General features: G+C 61.9%; 18 protein-coding genes. 4 read left to right on the top strand and 14 right to left on the bottom strand.

The window, feature by feature from the left end; genetic code table 11:
- Position 1: 1 nt before the first annotated feature.
- From ccmD to ccmA, 4 genes are read right to left on the bottom strand one after another with little or no spacing between them, the layout of a single operon-like run.
- Positions 2–145, bottom strand: coding sequence for a heme exporter protein CcmD (gene ccmD, locus GJ654_RS21130; protein ID WP_264586154.1), 144 nt, complete (start codon positions 143–145; stop codon positions 2–4).
- A complete protein-coding gene (locus GJ654_RS06310) occupies positions 142–885 on the bottom strand; it encodes a heme ABC transporter permease (RefSeq protein ID WP_155445302.1) in 744 nt (247 codons plus the stop codon). The genes ccmD and GJ654_RS06310 overlap by 4 nt, the downstream gene beginning before the upstream one ends.
- Positions 886–945: 60 nt before the next feature.
- On the bottom strand, positions 946–1,617 hold the full coding sequence (ccmB, locus tag GJ654_RS06305; protein WP_155445301.1) for a heme exporter protein CcmB: 672 nt from the start codon (positions 1,615–1,617) through the stop codon (positions 946–948).
- Complete coding sequence (ccmA, locus tag GJ654_RS06300) at positions 1,617–2,327, bottom strand: heme ABC exporter ATP-binding protein CcmA (RefSeq protein WP_425540374.1); 711 nt, start codon at positions 2,325–2,327, stop codon at positions 1,617–1,619. The genes ccmB and ccmA overlap by 1 nt, the downstream gene beginning before the upstream one ends.
- 82 nt (positions 2,328–2,409) lie before the next feature.
- On the opposite strand from ccmA, the gene acnA reads away from it, so the two are divergent.
- Positions 2,410–5,136 carry an aconitate hydratase AcnA gene (gene acnA, locus GJ654_RS06295; protein ID WP_155445299.1) on the top strand — a complete coding sequence of 909 codons (2,727 nt, stop codon included), beginning with the start codon at positions 2,410–2,412 and terminating at the stop codon, positions 5,134–5,136.
- A gap of 45 nt (positions 5,137–5,181) precedes the next feature.
- On the opposite strand, the gene mepA is transcribed toward acnA, so the two are convergent.
- Positions 5,182–6,093, bottom strand: coding sequence for a penicillin-insensitive murein endopeptidase (mepA, locus tag GJ654_RS06290; protein WP_155445520.1), 912 nt, complete (start codon positions 6,091–6,093; stop codon positions 5,182–5,184).
- Between the two features lie 120 nt (positions 6,094–6,213).
- Here mepA and GJ654_RS06285 point away from each other — a divergent pair, with 120 nt between their 5' ends.
- Entirely contained in the window at positions 6,214–6,783 is a 570-nt protein-coding gene (locus GJ654_RS06285) for a L,D-transpeptidase (protein ID WP_319802124.1), read from the top strand.
- A 42-nt stretch (positions 6,784–6,825) separates the two neighbouring features.
- Here the strand turns inward: GJ654_RS06285 and GJ654_RS06280 are convergent, their stop codons facing one another.
- Genes GJ654_RS06280 through hisB form a run of 9 tightly spaced genes read right to left on the bottom strand, consistent with a single transcriptional unit; the run spans position 6,826 to position 12,809 of the window.
- On the bottom strand, positions 6,826–7,098 hold the full coding sequence (locus GJ654_RS06280; protein WP_155445298.1) for a SemiSWEET family sugar transporter: 273 nt from the start codon (positions 7,096–7,098) through the stop codon (positions 6,826–6,828).
- A gap of 25 nt (positions 7,099–7,123) precedes the next feature.
- Entirely contained in the window at positions 7,124–8,212 is a 1,089-nt protein-coding gene (hrcA, locus tag GJ654_RS06275) for a heat-inducible transcriptional repressor HrcA (protein ID WP_155445297.1), read from the bottom strand.
- Positions 8,213–8,240: 28 nt separating this feature from the next.
- Positions 8,241–9,224 carry a type I pantothenate kinase gene (gene coaA / locus GJ654_RS06270; RefSeq protein WP_246664634.1) on the bottom strand — a complete coding sequence of 328 codons (984 nt, stop codon included), beginning with the start codon at positions 9,222–9,224 and terminating at the stop codon, positions 8,241–8,243.
- 22 nt (positions 9,225–9,246) lie between these two features.
- Positions 9,247–9,576: a phosphoribosyl-ATP diphosphatase gene (locus tag GJ654_RS06265; RefSeq protein WP_155445295.1), complete on the bottom strand. Its 330-nt coding sequence runs from the start codon at positions 9,574–9,576 to the stop codon at positions 9,247–9,249.
- Positions 9,573–10,355, bottom strand: a complete 783-nt coding sequence (gene hisF / locus GJ654_RS06260) for an imidazole glycerol phosphate synthase subunit HisF (RefSeq protein ID WP_155445294.1) — start codon at positions 10,353–10,355, stop codon at positions 9,573–9,575. The genes GJ654_RS06265 and hisF overlap by 4 nt, the downstream gene beginning before the upstream one ends.
- A gap of 20 nt (positions 10,356–10,375) precedes the next feature.
- Positions 10,376–11,116, bottom strand: coding sequence for a 1-(5-phosphoribosyl)-5-[(5-phosphoribosylamino)methylideneamino]imidazole-4-carboxamide isomerase (gene hisA, locus GJ654_RS06255; RefSeq protein WP_264586153.1), 741 nt, complete (start codon positions 11,114–11,116; stop codon positions 10,376–10,378).
- A complete protein-coding gene (hisH, locus tag GJ654_RS06250; RefSeq protein ID WP_264586152.1) occupies positions 11,113–11,763 on the bottom strand; it encodes an imidazole glycerol phosphate synthase subunit HisH in 651 nt (216 codons plus the stop codon). The genes hisA and hisH overlap by 4 nt, the downstream gene beginning before the upstream one ends.
- The gene (locus GJ654_RS06245) at positions 11,760–12,203 is read right to left on the bottom strand and encodes a DUF2628 domain-containing protein (RefSeq protein ID WP_155445293.1); all 444 of its coding nucleotides are present in this window, start codon (positions 12,201–12,203) and stop codon (positions 11,760–11,762) included. Before GJ654_RS06245 ends, hisH begins: the two co-directional genes overlap by 4 nt.
- A gap of 15 nt (positions 12,204–12,218) precedes the next feature.
- Positions 12,219–12,809, bottom strand: a complete 591-nt coding sequence (gene hisB, locus GJ654_RS06240; protein ID WP_155445292.1) for an imidazoleglycerol-phosphate dehydratase HisB — start codon at positions 12,807–12,809, stop codon at positions 12,219–12,221.
- Positions 12,810–12,949: 140 nt separating this feature from the next.
- Between hisB and hslV the strand changes: the two genes are divergently transcribed.
- Both hslV and hslU read left to right on the top strand, forming a co-directional pair.
- A complete protein-coding gene (hslV, locus tag GJ654_RS06235) occupies positions 12,950–13,519 on the top strand; it encodes an ATP-dependent protease subunit HslV (protein WP_155445291.1) in 570 nt (189 codons plus the stop codon).
- Positions 13,520–13,532: 13 nt separating this feature from the next.
- A complete protein-coding gene (gene hslU / locus GJ654_RS06230) occupies positions 13,533–14,834 on the top strand; it encodes an ATP-dependent protease ATPase subunit HslU (protein ID WP_155445290.1) in 1,302 nt (433 codons plus the stop codon).
- Positions 14,835–15,011: the final 177 nt, after the last annotated feature.

Genomic DNA, 15,011 nt, shown 5'->3' with positions numbered 1-15,011 from the left:
GTCATGGCTGGCTGTCCTGATCCTGGAAGCTGGCGAGCTTTCGCTTCAAATCCCTGTAATCAAGCGTGATCTTGGCGATCAGCCCGCTGATCGCGACAGCCGCGAAAGCATAGGCCGCGAAAATGAAGCCGGAATAGTCTTTCACGCCGTCGCCTCCGATTTTTCCTCGGCATGAGCCGCGTCAATGCTCAGGCGGCGAAGCCTGCGGCGCAAAATCTCGTTGCGAATGGCCATGAGATGCAAGGTCAGGAATAGAAAAGTGAAGGCGACCGCCATGATCAGCAGGGGCCAGAGCATGGAGCCGGAGATCGCGGGTCCGCCGATCTTGAAAACGGACGCCGGCTGGTGGAGCGTGTTCCACCAATCGACAGAGAACTTGATGATCGGAATGTTCACGACGCCGACCAGCGTGAGAATGGCGGCGGCGCGCGCGGCTTGGGCGGGCTCCTCAATGGTCTGCCAAAGGCCGATCAGGCCGAGATAGATCAAGAAAAGCACCAGCACCGAGGTCAGGCGCGCGTCCCAGACCCACCAAGTCCCCCACATCGGCTTGCCCCAGAGCGAACCCGTGACCAGACACAACAGGGTGAAGATGGCGCCCAGCGGGGCCGCCGCTTTTTGCGCCGCATCCGCAAGCGGATGGCGCCAGACGATCGTGCCGAGCGCGGCCGAGGTCATGATGACGTAGCACATCATGCTCAGCCAGGCCGAGGGAACGTGAAGATACATGATCTTGACCGAAGATCCCTGCTGGTAGTCGTCGGGCGCGACGAAGAAGGTGAGAAAAAGCCCGGCGCCCAGGGACAGCGCAGTGGCCGCCGCCAGCCAGGGGATGAGCCGCCCGGCAAGCGCGAGGAAGTTCGTCGGATTGGCGTATTTAAGCATCGCAGACCCATGGGATGACGCGATTGATTAGGCTTGGGCGTCGATAAAAGCAATCTCCCTTCAAGCGTCCCGGGCGCGTAATGCGGCCGCGGCGGCGAAAGGCGCGCCCGCCAACGAGGCCAGCGACAAGGCGCTCAGGATCAGCATGGGGATGTGAAACGGCACGGTCCCGCCGCTCGCGGCGGCGGCGCTGGAGACACCGAAGATCAGGACGGGTGTGGTGAGCGGCAGAATCAAGACCGCCATCAGCAAGCCGCCGCGCCGCAGACCGGCGGTGAGCGCCGCGCCGATGGCGCCCAGCATGGTGAGCGCTGGCGTTCCCGCGAGCAGAGACAGGCTGATCCCCGCCAGCGACTCGGGCTCCATGGCGAGCGTCAAGCCCAGCAGCGGCGAGGCGACGACCAAAGGAAGCGCCGTCGCAATCCAGTGGGCGAGGCATTTGACAAGAACAATCAGCTCCAGCGGCGTGGCGGCGGTCAGCAGCAGGTCGAGCGAACCGTCGTCGGCGTCGGCCTGAAACAATCGATCCAGTCCAAGCAAGGTCGCCAGCAAGGCTGCGATCCAGAGAATCGCCGGGCCGATCCGCGACAGGAGATTGAGGTCGGGACCAATGGCGAAGGGCGTGAGACTGACGAGGATGAGGAAGAAAACGACCCCCATCGCGCCGCCGCCGCCCACCGAGCGGGCGATCCGCAATTCGCGCCAGAACAAGGCGGAGAGAGGAGAGCGCATCAGGCGTTTCCTCCAAGGTCGGCCGGCGCGGAACCCAGGTCGAGCGTGGCGGCGTCGACCAATCCGAGCGGGGCATGGGTCGCGGCGAGGATCATGCCCCCGGCTGCGCGGTGCTCCGCGAAAGCCTCCGCGAGAACCTGCTGCGAGGCGATGTCGAGCGCGGTGGCCGGCTCGTCCAGGATCCACAGGGGGCGCGGCGCCATGAAAAGTCGAGCCAGGGCGACGCGCCGCTTCTGTCCGGCGGAAAGGTAGGCCACGGGAAAATCCGCCAAACGTTTTAAACCGACGCGCTGAAGGGCCGATGACGGCGACGGCGTTTCATCCGACCGGGCGAGCATGCGCGCCCAGAACGCCAGATTCTCGGCGGCCGTGAGCGCCGACTTCAAACCGTCCGCATGGCCCACGTAATGGCTAAGTTCCGGCAGCGGTATTTCGGCCTCGGCGCCGGTGTGGCTCAACCGACCACCGCTGAGAGGCAGAAAACCGGCAATCGCGCGCAGGAGCGTCGATTTGCCCGCGCCGTTTCTGCCGAGCGCGACGAGAGCCTCGCCCGCGCGCAAGTCGAAACTGATGTTCTTGACGATGGTGCGTCCGCCGCGATCGACGCATAGATCTCGCGCGAGCAGAGAGGTCAATGTCAAACCTTGATTCAACCCGGTGAATTCCTCTGCCTCGCCCGCCCCACAAGCGGCCTTGAACCGAAACGCCACGATTGGGGTTTGTGTAGCGTGCTCGAGCGGAATTATCTATAAATCTTCACGCTTTTATCCCTCTTTATCGGGACACGCAGCGATGGCCTCAATCGACAGCTTCAAATGCCTCAGGACGCTCAAGGTCGGCGCAAAAGCCTATCGTTACTATTCTCTGAAAGCGGCGGAGAAAAACGGCCTCGAAGGCATTTCAAGACTTCCCTATTCGATGAAGGTGCTGCTGGAAAATCTGCTGCGGCACGAGGATGGCCGCTCCGTCACCAGGGACGACATTCTTGGTGTGGCGGAATGGTTGAAGAACAAGGGGGCTGTTGAAAAGGAAATCGCATTCCGGCCCGCGCGCGTCCTGATGCAGGATTTTACCGGCGTTCCCGCCGTGGTCGATCTCGCCGCGATGCGCGACGGCCTCAAGGCGCTTGGCGGCGATCCCGAAAAGATCAATCCTCTCGTTCCCGTCGATCTCGTGATCGACCATTCCGTCATCGTCGACCGTTTCGGCTCCAGAAGCGCGCTCAAGCAGAACGTCGAGCTTGAATATGCGCGTAATGGCGAGCGCTACACATTTCTGAAATGGGGGCAGGGCGCCTTCTCCAATTTCTCCGTCGTCCCGCCGGGAACCGGCATTTGCCATCAGGTCAACATTGAATATCTCGCCCAGACCGTCTGGACGCGGAAAGAAAGGATTCAACCTGCGCGCGGCAAGGCCGTCACCGTCGAGGTCGCTTATCCCGACACGGTGGTCGGCACGGATTCGCACACCACCATGGTCAACGGCCTCGCGGTGCTCGGCTGGGGCGTCGGCGGCATCGAGGCGGAGGCCGCCATGCTGGGCCAACCGCAATCCATGCTGTTGCCCGAAGTGATCGGTTTCAGGCTGACCGGCAGGCTGAAGGAGGGCGTTACCGCCACCGATCTGGTGCTGACCGTCACGCAGATGCTGCGCAACAAGGGGGTTGTCGGCAAATTCGTGGAGTTTTTCGGACCTGGCCTCGACAACCTGTCGCTCGCGGATCGCGCCACGATCGCGAATATGAGCCCGGAATATGGGGCCACCTGCGGTTTCTTCCCCGTGGATTCGGAAACCATAGACTATCTGGACAAGACCGGCCGCAAGCCGGCGCGGGTGCAACTGGTCGAAAAATACGCCCGCGCCCAGGGTTTGTTTCGGACGCGCGCCGCCGCCGACCCTGTATTCACCGACATGTTGGAGCTCGATCTCGCCTCGGTGACGCCGTCGCTGGCGGGCCCGAAGCGGCCGGAGGGGCGCATGGCGTTGGAGGCCGTCGCTTCCGGGTTTTCGGCTGCGATGGAAACCGAATACAAGAAGATTTCCGCAATTGCCGAACGCTACAAGGTTGAAGGCGAGAGTTTCGACATCGGCCATGGCGATGTCGTCATCGCCGCCATCACCTCCTGCACCAACACGTCCAATCCCAGCGTGATGATCGGCGCCGGCCTGCTGGCGCGAAACGCCGTCGCCGCCGGCCTGAAGGTCAAGCCCTGGGTCAAGACCTCGCTGGCGCCGGGCTCTCAGGTGGTGCGCGATTATCTCGCCAATGCGGGACTGCAAGACTCGCTCGACAAGCTCGGCTTCAATCTCGTCGGCTTCGGCTGCACCACCTGCATCGGAAATTCCGGTCCGCTGCCAGAGAAAATTTCCAAGTCCATCAACGCCAATGGGGTTGTCGCGGCGGCGGTGCTGTCAGGCAACCGCAATTTCGAGGGCCGCGTTTCACCCGACGTCCAGGCGAACTATCTCGCGTCTCCGCCGCTGGTCGTCGCTTATGCGCTGGCCGGTTCCGTCCAGAAGGATCTGACAAAGGAGCCGATCGGTCATACGAAGAAAGGCGAGCCCGTTTTCCTGCGCGATATCTGGCCGACCTCGAAGGAAATCCAGGATTTTGTTCGCAAGAACGTCACCAAGGCGCTGTTCAAGGCGAAATATGCCGACGTCTTCAAGGGCGACGCCAACTGGCGCCGGGTGAAGACGCCGCGCAGCCAGACCTACGCCTGGGACAACAAGTCCACCTATGTGCAGAATCCGCCCTATTTCAGGGGCATCGCCATGCAGCCCAAACCCGTGACAGACATCGAGGGCGCGCGAATTCTGGCGCTGTTCGGCGACAAGATCACCACCGATCACATTTCGCCCGCCGGATCGATCAAGGCGGCGTCCCCTGCGGGCAAATATCTTCAGGCGAACAAAGTCAAGCCGGAGGATTTCAACCAATATGGAACGCGGCGGGGCAATCATGAAGTGATGATGCGCGGCACGTTCGCCAACATCCGAATCAAGAACTTCGTGCTGGCTGGTGAAGACGGCTCCGCGCCGGAAGGGGGCAATACAAAATACTTCCCCGGCGGCGAGGTCATGCCGATTTATGACGCCGCGATGAAATACGCCAAGACAAAGACGCCGCTGATTGTGTTCGCGGGCGTCGAATATGGCAATGGCTCATCGCGCGACTGGGCCGCTAAGGGGACGAATCTGCTTGGCGTCCGCGCGGTGATCGCCGAAAGCTTTGAACGCATTCACCGTTCGAACCTGGTCGGGATGGGCGTGCTGCCCCTGACCTTCGAGGATGGCGTCTCCTGGAAATCGCTTGGCCTGAAGGGGGATGAAATCGTCTCCATCAAGGGCCTGAGCGACTTGAAACCTCGCCAGAAAATAGAAGCCGAAATCACCTATGCCGACGGCGCGGTGAAAACGATCACATTGAACAACAGGATTCTGACCCTGGACGAGGTCGAGTACTACAGGAACGGCGGCATTCTGCACTACGTGCTGCGCCAGCTTGCGGCCGCCTGATTTGGCGGGCCTCCGGATCATACGGATTCCGGAGGCGTGCAAGCCTCAGTCGGCGATCAACACCCTCCGGCATTCGGGCGGCAAGGCCGACATGGTCATCGCCGGTCTTGGTTTGGCGTTGGGATTGGGTTGCGGATGAAGAATTGCGGGCTTGAACCAAAAAGCGAGCGACTCGTCGCAGCCATCGCCGGGCGGGACGGGATCCTGTTCCTTGCAAACCTCGCTGCCGTCGGGGCACGCGATGCGCACATGGAAATGGTAATTGTGCCCGTAGTATGGGCGCACCTTGTTCAGCCACGACCGATTGCCCGTGGCGTCGCGACACAGGGCCTTCTTGATGGCCGCATTGACAAAGATGCGTTCGACCGAGGGATCAAACGCCGCCGCGCGGACGATCGCCATTTGCCCTCGCGTCCAAACGGAACGGTCGACATCGAGTCCGTCGGCGCGGACCATGTTGGTCGCCGACATTTCCTCGCGTTCCCGCCGGGAGAGCTGGCGATCCGGCATCGGGGTCAACCAGATGTCGGCGTCGAGACCGATCTGGTGCGAAGCATGGCCGGTGATCATCGGGCCGCCGCGCGGCTGCGACATGTCGCCGACGAGAATGCCGGGCCAGCCCGCTTCCGAGGGCGCTTTCGCCGAGAGATTTTCAAGGAAACGCACCAAGTTGGGATGGCCCCACATGCGATTGCGCGAGATGCGCATGACCTGCCAGGTTTCGCCGTTCACCGGCAAGGCCTTGGCGCCGGCGAGGCAGCCCCGGGAGTAAAAGCCGATCGCCCGCGCGGAAAGATCGGCGGGCTCGGTCGCGCGTCCGAACAGTTCCTTTGCCGGCGTGCTCGGGTCATTCGGGTGTGCGAGGGGCGGCAACGGCTTGGGATCCACGGAGCCGATGGTTTGGCCGAACACGCCGGTCGAGCATAGCAACCCGAACCCGAATACGAGAAAGAACATTTCACGGCAGCGCAGAGACAAGGCCTTCGAATAATTTCCGTCAACCTTTACGCCAGTTTGACCTTTACCCATGAAGCTCATGCTGCAATCCTGTGGAAACAAAGGCCAAGGCCTGGGTCCGTGGGGGCATTCATGCGTGTTTTCATTCGTTTCTTCGCGCTCATTGCAGCGCTGATTGTTGCGCCAATGGCGGCGCAAGCCAAAGTCCAAATTTCCGTCGATTTGTCTTCCCAGCGCATGGTGGTGAACTCCGGCGGCGGAGCCTCCTATTCCTGGCCGATTTCTTCGGCGCGCGCGGGTTATGTCACCCCTCGAGGCACCTATCATCCCACGAGCCTTCAGACGATGCATCGGTCGAAGAAGTATCACAATTCGCCGATGCCTCATTCCATTTTCTTCCGTGGCGGCTACGCCATCCACGGAACTTATGCGGTTGGCGCGCTCGGCCGCCCCGCTTCCCACGGATGCATTCGCATCTCACCGGCGAACGCCGCGACTCTGTTTTCGCTGGTGCGCCAGGAAGGCGCCGTGATCCACATCCATGGCAGCGCGCCAGTCCGCCATTACGCGCGCGCACACCATCACAGGCATGTCCAGGTCGCCCACCGCTCTTACCATAGGGCGCTTGGCTACGCGCCCGCGCCGAGCCAGCGCGTGGAGAGCATCTTTGGCAGCGTGATCCGGGAGTAATACGATTTCCGAAGGATCAGTTCGGAAACCGTATAACGGGGGTCAGGGGACCGACGGAGGATCGTAACGCAGTTTCAGTCCGATAATCAAAAGATTGAGCAGGATCGTGATCACGTTGAACACGATAATAGAGATGGACTGAATAAGCAGGCCGTAGACCAGCCACAAGCTGCAACCAGCGACGAAAGCGCTCTGCGTCACGAGCGATATCGATCGAGCGTCACGACTCCGCAAGATTTTTACGGCTTGCGGGGTCCAGCACAGGGTGGTCAGGGTTCCGGCGCTGAAGCCGACGATTTCCGTGACGAGATTCAATCGCTGATCCTCACCCTTGCAGGTCTCAGGGTCCGCCGAACAACCGCGCGATCACCCGCGCCGTGTAGTCGACCATCGGCACCACGCGCGCGTAATTCAGACGTGTTGGCCCGATCACGCCCAGCACGCCAACGATCCGCCGCTGCGAATCATGAAACGGCGCGGCGACCATTGACGAACCGGACAGGGAGAACAATTTGTTTTCCGAACCGATGAAAATTCGCACGCCGTCGCCATCCTCGGCGCGCGCCAGCAAATCGATCACGTCGCTCTTGGTTTCGAGATCGTCGAAGAGCAATTTGATGCGCTCGATGTCGGCCGTGGCGCTGACGTCTTCGAGGAGATTGGCTTGACCACGCACAATGAGGTTTTGCGCGGCGCCTTCGGGACCCGCCCAGATGGCGAGCCCCAAGGAGACCAGCCTCGCGGTGAGCACGTCGAGTTCCGACTGGGCGGCTGCGCGCGAGGACTCGATCTCTCCGCGCACCTGCGCCAGGGTCCGGCCCTTGACGCGCGCGTTCAGATAATTTCCGGCTTCCACGAGCGCTGATTGCGGGAGGTCCGGCGGAACCGGAAGAATGCGGTTTTCGACGGACCCATCCTCGGAAACCAGAATGGCCAGCGCCTTTTCGGGCTCCAGTCGAACAAAGTCGACTTGTTTCAGCCTGTTGTTCTCTTTGCTGGTGAGAACCACGGCGGCGCCCCGCGACAAGCCGGACAGCAGGCTTCCGGCCTCGGCCAAGGCCTCGTCTATGGTCCTCGCCCGCGAGGCCGCATGAATTTGCGCCTCGATCTGGCGCCGGTCGACGTCCGTCAGGTCGCCGATTTGCAGGAGCGAATCGACAAAAAACCTCAAGCCCAGTTCGGTCGGGAGACGGCCGGCGCTGGTGTGCGGCGAAAAAATCAGTCCAAGACTTTCCAGGTCTTGCATGACATTGCGGATGGACGCCGCCGAGAGCGGCATCGGCAGAATGCGCGACAGCTGTCGTGAGCCCACGGGATCGCCATTCGCCAGGTAGACTTCGACAATGTTGCGAAAAATCTCGCGCGACCGCTCATTCAGTCGCGACAGCGCGCCGACGCTCGACAAGGGAAAATCCGAATTCGCCGACATACAAGCGTCACTCGTAGAGGCTCGAGGTTCAAAGCTTCCGCAGGGCGACCTCTTCGATGCGATGGCTCGGCCCCTTGGTCAGAATGAGACTTGCTCTCGCGCGGGTTGGCAAGATGTTTTCATGCAGGTTGCGCAAGTTTATCCGTCTCCAGATGTCCCGCGCGATGTCCTCGGCCTCGAGATCACTGATGTCGGAATATCTTTTGAAATAGGATCTGGGGTCGCGAAACATGGTCGACCGCAGCCGCATGAAGCGGGCGATATACCATTTTTCGAGCAGCGCCTCATCCGAGTGCAGGTAAACGGAGAAATCAAAGAAGTCGGAGATAAAAGGCGTTTCCTTGCCGTCGCGCGGCGGACGGCTTGGCAGGAGCACATTGACGCCCTCGACGATCAGAATGTCGGGGCGGTCGACGGTAATGACCTGATCGGCGACGATGTCATAGGTCAGGTGAGAGTAAACGGGCGCTTCGACGCGCCTTTCGCCGGCCTTGACCGCCGAAAGGAACCGAAGCAGGCGGGCGCCGTCGTAGCTTTCCGGAAAACCCTTCCGATCCATCAGCCGTTTGCGCTTCAACTGGGCGTTCGGAAGGAGGAAGCCATCCGTCGTGATCAAATCCACCTTGGGCGTATTCGGCCACCGCGACAACAGGGCTTGCAGGACGCGCGCCGTCGTCGATTTCCCCACGGCGACGGAGCCGGCGACGCCGATGATGTAGGGGACCTTGCCGTCCGCGCCGAGGAACCGTTGCGTCGCCTTGAACAGTCCCTGGGTCGCGGCGACATAGAGCGCCAGTAAGCGCGACAGGGGAAGATAGATCGCGACGACTTCATCCATCGAAATGGGATCGTTGATCGATTGCAACCTGTTCAGGTCGTCAATCGTCAGCGTCATGGGCGTGTCGGCGCGCAGTCCGGCCCATTCGTTGCGCGTGAAGCGACGATAAGGAGAGAGGTTTTGGCGCGGCTGATCCTGCGCTTCCGTTCCGATGTCGCGGACCAACTCGACCAAGGCCATTCTCCGTCTCCGACTTTCACCCCTGGCTGGCGCGGGAGGCCTTTTCCTGATGTCCCGACTGCTGCGTCCGCCGGGCGAGTTCGGCGATCACATCCTGCAACGGAACGCCGCCGTCTTGAAGCAAGACCAATAGATGATACAGCACGTCGGCGGCCTCCATCCGGAGTCCGACCTTGTCGCGCTCGACGGCGGCGATCACCGCCTCCACCGCCTCCTCGCCGAATTTCTTGGCGATGCGGGCGACGCCGGATTCAAGCAACGTCTTGGTGTAGGATTTATCGGCGGACGCCTGGGCGCGGCTGGCGATCAGGCTGGCCAAATCGTCGAGCGTGAAAGTTTCGGTCATGGCGCGCTTGCGGTTTGAGGATCGAGGCGCATGGGCAAGCCGGCTTTCGCCATATGTCTCTTGGCCTCGCCAATGGTGAATTCACCGAAGTGAAAAATGGAGGCGGCGAGGACGGCGCTGGCATGTCCCTCTCGAATGCCGTCGACCAGATGATCCAGCGTGCCCACGCCGCCTGACGCGATGACCGGAATGGAAACGGCGTCGGCGATTGTGCGGGTCAGGTCGAGATCGAATCCGGATTTGGCTCCATCCCGATCCATCGAGGTCAACAGGATTTCGCCGGCGCCGAGCGAAGCCACTTCCTGCGCGTAAGCCACGGCGTCAATGCCGGTGGGCTTGCGACCGCCATGCGTGAAGATTTCCCAGCGGCTGGGTCCGACCTGCTTGGCGTCGATGGCGACGACAATGCACTGGCTGCCGAACTTTTCCGCGCCCTGGCGGACGAAATCGCGATTGTGCACGGCCGCGGTCATGATCGAGGCCTTGTCGGCGCCGGCCAGCAGCAGATTGCGGATGTCGTCGATGGTGCGAACGCCGCCGCCGACGGTCAAGGGCATGAAGCAGGCCTCCGCCGTGCGCCTGACCACGTCGAGCAGAACGCCGCGCTCCTCGTGGCTTGCCGTGATGTCGAGGAAGCAAAGCTCGTCGGCGCCGGCGGCGTCATAGGCGATGGCGCATTCCACGGGGTCGCCGGCGTCGCGCAGATCGACGAAATTCACGCCCTTGACCACGCGGCCGTCTTTGACGTCGAGGCAAGGGATCACGCGAGCTTTAAGCAAGGTCTTGGACTCCGTCCGCGCTACGCGGCTTTGCGGGATTTTATCAGGGCGAGCGCCTGTTTCGGGTCAAGGCGGCCATCGTAGAGCGCGCGTCCCGTGATCGCGCCGGCGAGTTTCGCGCAGTCGGGTTGAAGCAGCCGTTCGATATCCGCGATCGAAGCCAGGCCACCCGAGGCGATGACGGGAATCACAAGCGCCTCGGCCAAGGCCAGGGTCGCCTCGATATTCAAGCCCTTCATGGCGCCGTCGCGGGAAATGTCCGTATAGATGATCGCCGCGACGCCGGCGTCCTCGAACCTCTTGCCCAGTTCGACCGCGGTCAGTTCCGATGATTTCGCCCAGCCGTCCACGGCGACCAGTCCGTCGCGGGCGTCGACGCCGACGGCGATCTTGCCCGGATGCAGACGCGAAGCCTCGCGGACAAAAGCGGGATCGCGGACGGCGGCGGTGCCGATGATCACACGATCAACCCCTTTCTTGAGCCAACCGTCGACCGTGCGCATGTCGCGAATGCCGCCGCCAAGCTGCACCGGCATTTTCTTGAGACGGCCGAGGATCGCATCGACGGCGTTGGCGTTCATCGGCTTGCCGGCGAAGGCGCCGTCGAGATCGACGACGTGGAGATATTCAAAACCCTGGTTTTCGAAATTTTCGGCCTGCGCGGCGGGGTCATCGTTAAAAACCGTGGCCTGCGCCATGTCGCCATGGATCAGGCGCACGCATTGCCCGCCCTTCAGATCAATCGCCGGAAACAGAATCACGGGCGCCACCTCAAAAAGTTGGAAATCAGCCGCAGACCCATGATCTGGCTTTTTTCGGGATGGAATTGCACGCCGACAACATTATCCCGGCCGACGATGGCGGTCAGAGGTTCGCCATAGTCGGTGGTCGCCAGCACATGTGCCGGATTGGCGGCGCGCAGATAGTAGGAGTGGACGAAATAGGCGTGCAAGCCGGATTCGCCGGTCGGGATATCCGCGAGAATCGGGTGCGCAACGTTCACGCTCAAGCTGTTCCAGCCCATGTGCGGGATTTTCAGCGCGGGGTCCCTGGGCTGGATCGGCGCCACTTCGCCGCCGATCCAGCCCAGCCCAGGCGTGACGCCGTGTTCAAGGCCGCGATCCGCCAGCAATTGCATGCCCACGCAGATGCCGAGGAAAGGAGTCCCCCGCCTCTGGACGCATTCGGTCAAGGCGTCGAGCATGCCGTCGATGGCGAGCAGGCCGCGCCGGCAGTCCGCGAAAGCGCCGACACCGGGCAGAACGATGCGATCGGCCGTCTTGACCGCCTCGGGATCGCTGACGATGCTGATCGTGTCTCCCAGGCCGCTTTCCCTCGCGGCGCGCTCAAAAGCCTTGAGCGCGGAATGCAGGTTGCCGGAGCCATAGTCGATGATGGCGACGCTCACAGGCGCTGCTCCTGGCTGGAAGGCGTGTTCGGCGCGGGGGCGAAAGGCATGGGCGCGTCTTGCGTCATCTTGGCGTTGATCCGATCAAAAAACATGCGCTCGGCGTCGCGCGGCGTCTCTCCAAGGCTCAGGCCCTGGAGCAGCATGCCCCTGCGGGACAAAGCCTCCTCGCGGGCGCGGTCGGCTTCGTAGCCGAAGGCCAGCGCGCCCAACGAATAGACAAGCGTCGCGATGGCGGCGTCAAGACGCAGGGTCGAGGCCAGAACGCCCACGATCACAGCCCAAAGCGCCCAGAGCCCGAGCATGCGCCAGAGTCGATGTCTGAGCGCCCAAACCGGGGTCAGCAGGAAGGCCAGGCGATCAAAACCCTGGCGGACGAAAACAGAGCGTTCGGCGGCGTCCGGCGCGCCCGCAGGCTGATAAACCGAGTAGAGAAACAATGGCGCTTCGCTCGCTCAGAGCGCTCCCTTCGTCGAGGGAATACGATCTGCCTGCCGTTCGTCAATGGCGACCGCGCGACCGATCGCCCTTGCGACGCCCTTGAAACAGCTTTCGGCGATGTGGTGGTTGTTCATGCCATAAAGCGTCTCGATGTGCAGGGTGAGCCCGGCGTTCTGGGCGAAGGCCTGAAAGAACTCCCGCACCAGTTCCGTGTCGAATTCGCCGATCTTGGCGTTGCTGAACGCGCTCTTGAACACCAGAAAGGGGCGCCCGGAGACATCGACGGCGACTCGCGTCAGCGTTTCGTCCATGGGAATGAGCGCGTCGGCGTAGCGAACGATCCCGCGAAGCTCGCCCAGCGCCTTCCGAAAAGCTTGGCCCAGCGTTATGCCCACATCCTCCACGGTGTGGTGCTGGTCGATGTGGAGATCGCCCTTTGCCTCAATTTCGAGGTCCATCAAGGAATGGCGGGCCAGTTGATCGAGCATGTGGTCGAAAAAACCGATGCCCGTCGAAATTCTGCTCAGGCCGGCCCCGTCCACGCGAATCTTGACGGAAATCTGCGTTTCCTTGGTTTTCCGCGTGATTTCAGCTTGTCGCGTCATTGTTCCTTCCCGGTCGGAGCAACGTCTCCTTTAGCAAATGGACAGCGCGCGCGCCACACTGACGTGGGAAGGCCTTGCAAGCCTTGCGCGGTAGCAATAGATCCGGCGTGCAGCCGCTGCGGCGTTGCGACGGAGAGCCCATGGCGGACGATTCGAAACCTTCCACGATGCACGCGACCACCATCATTCTGGTGCGCAAGGATGGAAAGACGGTCATCGCCGGCGATGGGCAGGTGAGTCTCGGCCAGACCATCATCAAGGGCAACGCCCGGAAAGTCCGGCGCCTGGGAAAAGGTCAGGTCATCATCGGCTTCGCCGGCGCCACGGCCGACGCGTTCACCCTGTGCGAGCGGCTTGAGGCCAAGCTGGAGCAATATCCCGGTCAGCTGCTGCGAGCGTGTGTCGAATTGGCGAAGGATTGGCGCACCGACCGCTATCTGCGCCGCCTCGAGGCGATGATGCTGGTCGCCGACAAAACCAGCGCTCTGGTCCTGACGGGGTCTGGCGATGTCCTCGAGCCTGAGCCGCACGCGCATGGGTCGGTGATGGGGATCGGCTCCGGCGGCAATTACGCGCTGGCGGCCGGCCGCGCCCTGCTCGACACCGATCTGGACGCGGAAACCATCGCGCGCCGGGCCTTGCTGATCGCTTCGGAAATTTGCGTCTACACCAACAGCAATCTCGTCGTCGAAAGCCTCGACTCGCCGTGAGCAGGATTGAACCATGACCGATTTCTCTCCTCGCGAGATCGTTTCGGAACTCGATCGATTCATTATCGGACAAAAGGACGCCAAGCGCGCCGTGGCCATCGCGTTGCGCAACCGCTGGCGGCGCCTGAAGCTCGAAGGCATGATGCGCGACGAAGTCCTGCCGAAGAACATTCTGATGATCGGTCCGACCGGTTGCGGAAAAACGGAGATCGCGCGCCGGCTGGCGCGACTGGCCAACGCGCCGTTTCTCAAGGTCGAGGCGACGAAATTCACCGAAGTGGGTTACGTCGGCCGCGATGTCGAGCAGATCGTGCGCGATCTCGTCGAAATCGGCATTGCGCTGGTGAAGGAAGGCAAGCGCCGCGAGGTGGCGGCGCGCGCGCAACTGGCTGCCGAAGATCGCATTGTCAGCGCGCTGGTCGGGCCGAACGCGAGTTCGGCGACCAAGGACGCGTTTCGAAAAAAATTGCGCGGCGGCGAGATGGAGGACAAGGAGATCGAGATTGAGTTGACAGCCGCGTCCAATCCCGCGCTGCCGATGTTCGACCTGCCCAACATGCCCGGCGCCTCGGTCGGCGCCATTTCGCTCGGCGACATTTTTGGCCGGGCCTCTCAACCCAAGCGGCAGCGGATGAAGGTCAAGGAAGCCTATGCGCCGTTGCAGGCGGAGGAGGCTGAAAAGCTGCTGGATCAGGAGCAGATCGTGCGGCATGCGCTGCGGGAGGTCGAAAACAGCGGCATCGTCTTTCTCGACGAAATCGACAAGATTTGCGCCCGGGACGGTCGCGGGGCCGATGTCTCGCGCGAGGGCGTTCAACGCGACCTGCTGCCGCTGATCGAGGGCACGACCGTTGCGACCAAGCACGGCGCGGTCAAGACGGACCATATCCTGTTCATCGCCTCCGGCGCCTTCCATGTCGCCAAGCCGTCCGACCTGCTGCCCGAGTTGCAGGGCCGATTGCCGATCCGCGTCGAATTGTCGTCCCTTGACGAAGAGGATTTTAGGCGCATCCTGACCCAGCCCGAAGCGAGCCTTGTCAAACAATATCGCGCGCTGATGGCGACAGAGGGTGTCGATCTCCAATTCACCGACGACGCCATTGACGCCTTGGCGCGCATCGCGGTTCAAGTGAACTCCAGCGTCGAAAACATCGGCGCCCGCCGGTTGCAGACGGTTCTGGAGCGCGTGCTCGACGATGTGAGTTTCTCCGCGAGCGACAATTCCGGACAGACGGTCGTCGTCGACGGCCTCTATGTGGAGGCGCGCGTCGGCGACCTCGCCGCAAACGTCGATCTGAGCCGTTACATTCTCTAAGCAAGCATGCGTTGGTCGCCCAACGCATGCTTGCTTAAGTTCCTTTGTTTTCGCAGGATTTTCATCCGAAAACCGGTGACCACTTTTCGGAAATCCTGCTTAGAGCGCGTTGACATTCATTTTATCCAAATGAACGCGCTGACAAGGGCGAGCATGGACATGAAGGCTCTGGGCGTT

The sequence above is a fragment of the Rhodoblastus acidophilus genome (genome assembly GCF_009720655.1).
GTDB classification, from domain to species: domain Bacteria; phylum Pseudomonadota; class Alphaproteobacteria; order Rhizobiales; family Beijerinckiaceae; genus Rhodoblastus; species Rhodoblastus acidophilus_A.
This window is presented reverse-complemented; position numbering and strand designations above follow the sequence as displayed.

Bases quoted from the DNA above. Each gene is read 5' to 3' on its own strand.
- GJ654_RS06310 (WP_155445302.1), bottom strand. From the start codon at position 885: ATGCTTAAATACGCCAATCCGACGAACTTCCTCGCGCTTGCCGGGCGG.
- hrcA (WP_155445297.1), bottom strand. From the start codon at position 8,212: ATGTCGGCGAATTCGGATTTTCCCTTGTCGAGCGTCGGCGCGCTGTCG.
- hisB (WP_155445292.1), bottom strand. From the start codon at position 12,809: ATGACGCGACAAGCTGAAATCACGCGGAAAACCAAGGAAACGCAGATT.
- mepA (WP_155445520.1), bottom strand. From the start codon at position 6,093: ATGTTCTTTCTCGTATTCGGGTTCGGGTTGCTATGCTCGACCGGCGTG.
- GJ654_RS06265 (WP_155445295.1), bottom strand. From the start codon at position 9,576: ATGACCGAAACTTTCACGCTCGACGATTTGGCCAGCCTGATCGCCAGC.
- acnA (WP_155445299.1), top strand. From the start codon at position 2,410: ATGGCCTCAATCGACAGCTTCAAATGCCTCAGGACGCTCAAGGTCGGC.
- ccmB (WP_155445301.1), bottom strand. From the start codon at position 1,617: ATGCGCTCTCCTCTCTCCGCCTTGTTCTGGCGCGAATTGCGGATCGCC.
- hslV (WP_155445291.1), top strand. From the start codon at position 12,950: ATGGCGGACGATTCGAAACCTTCCACGATGCACGCGACCACCATCATT.
- hslU (WP_155445290.1), top strand. From the start codon at position 13,533: ATGACCGATTTCTCTCCTCGCGAGATCGTTTCGGAACTCGATCGATTC.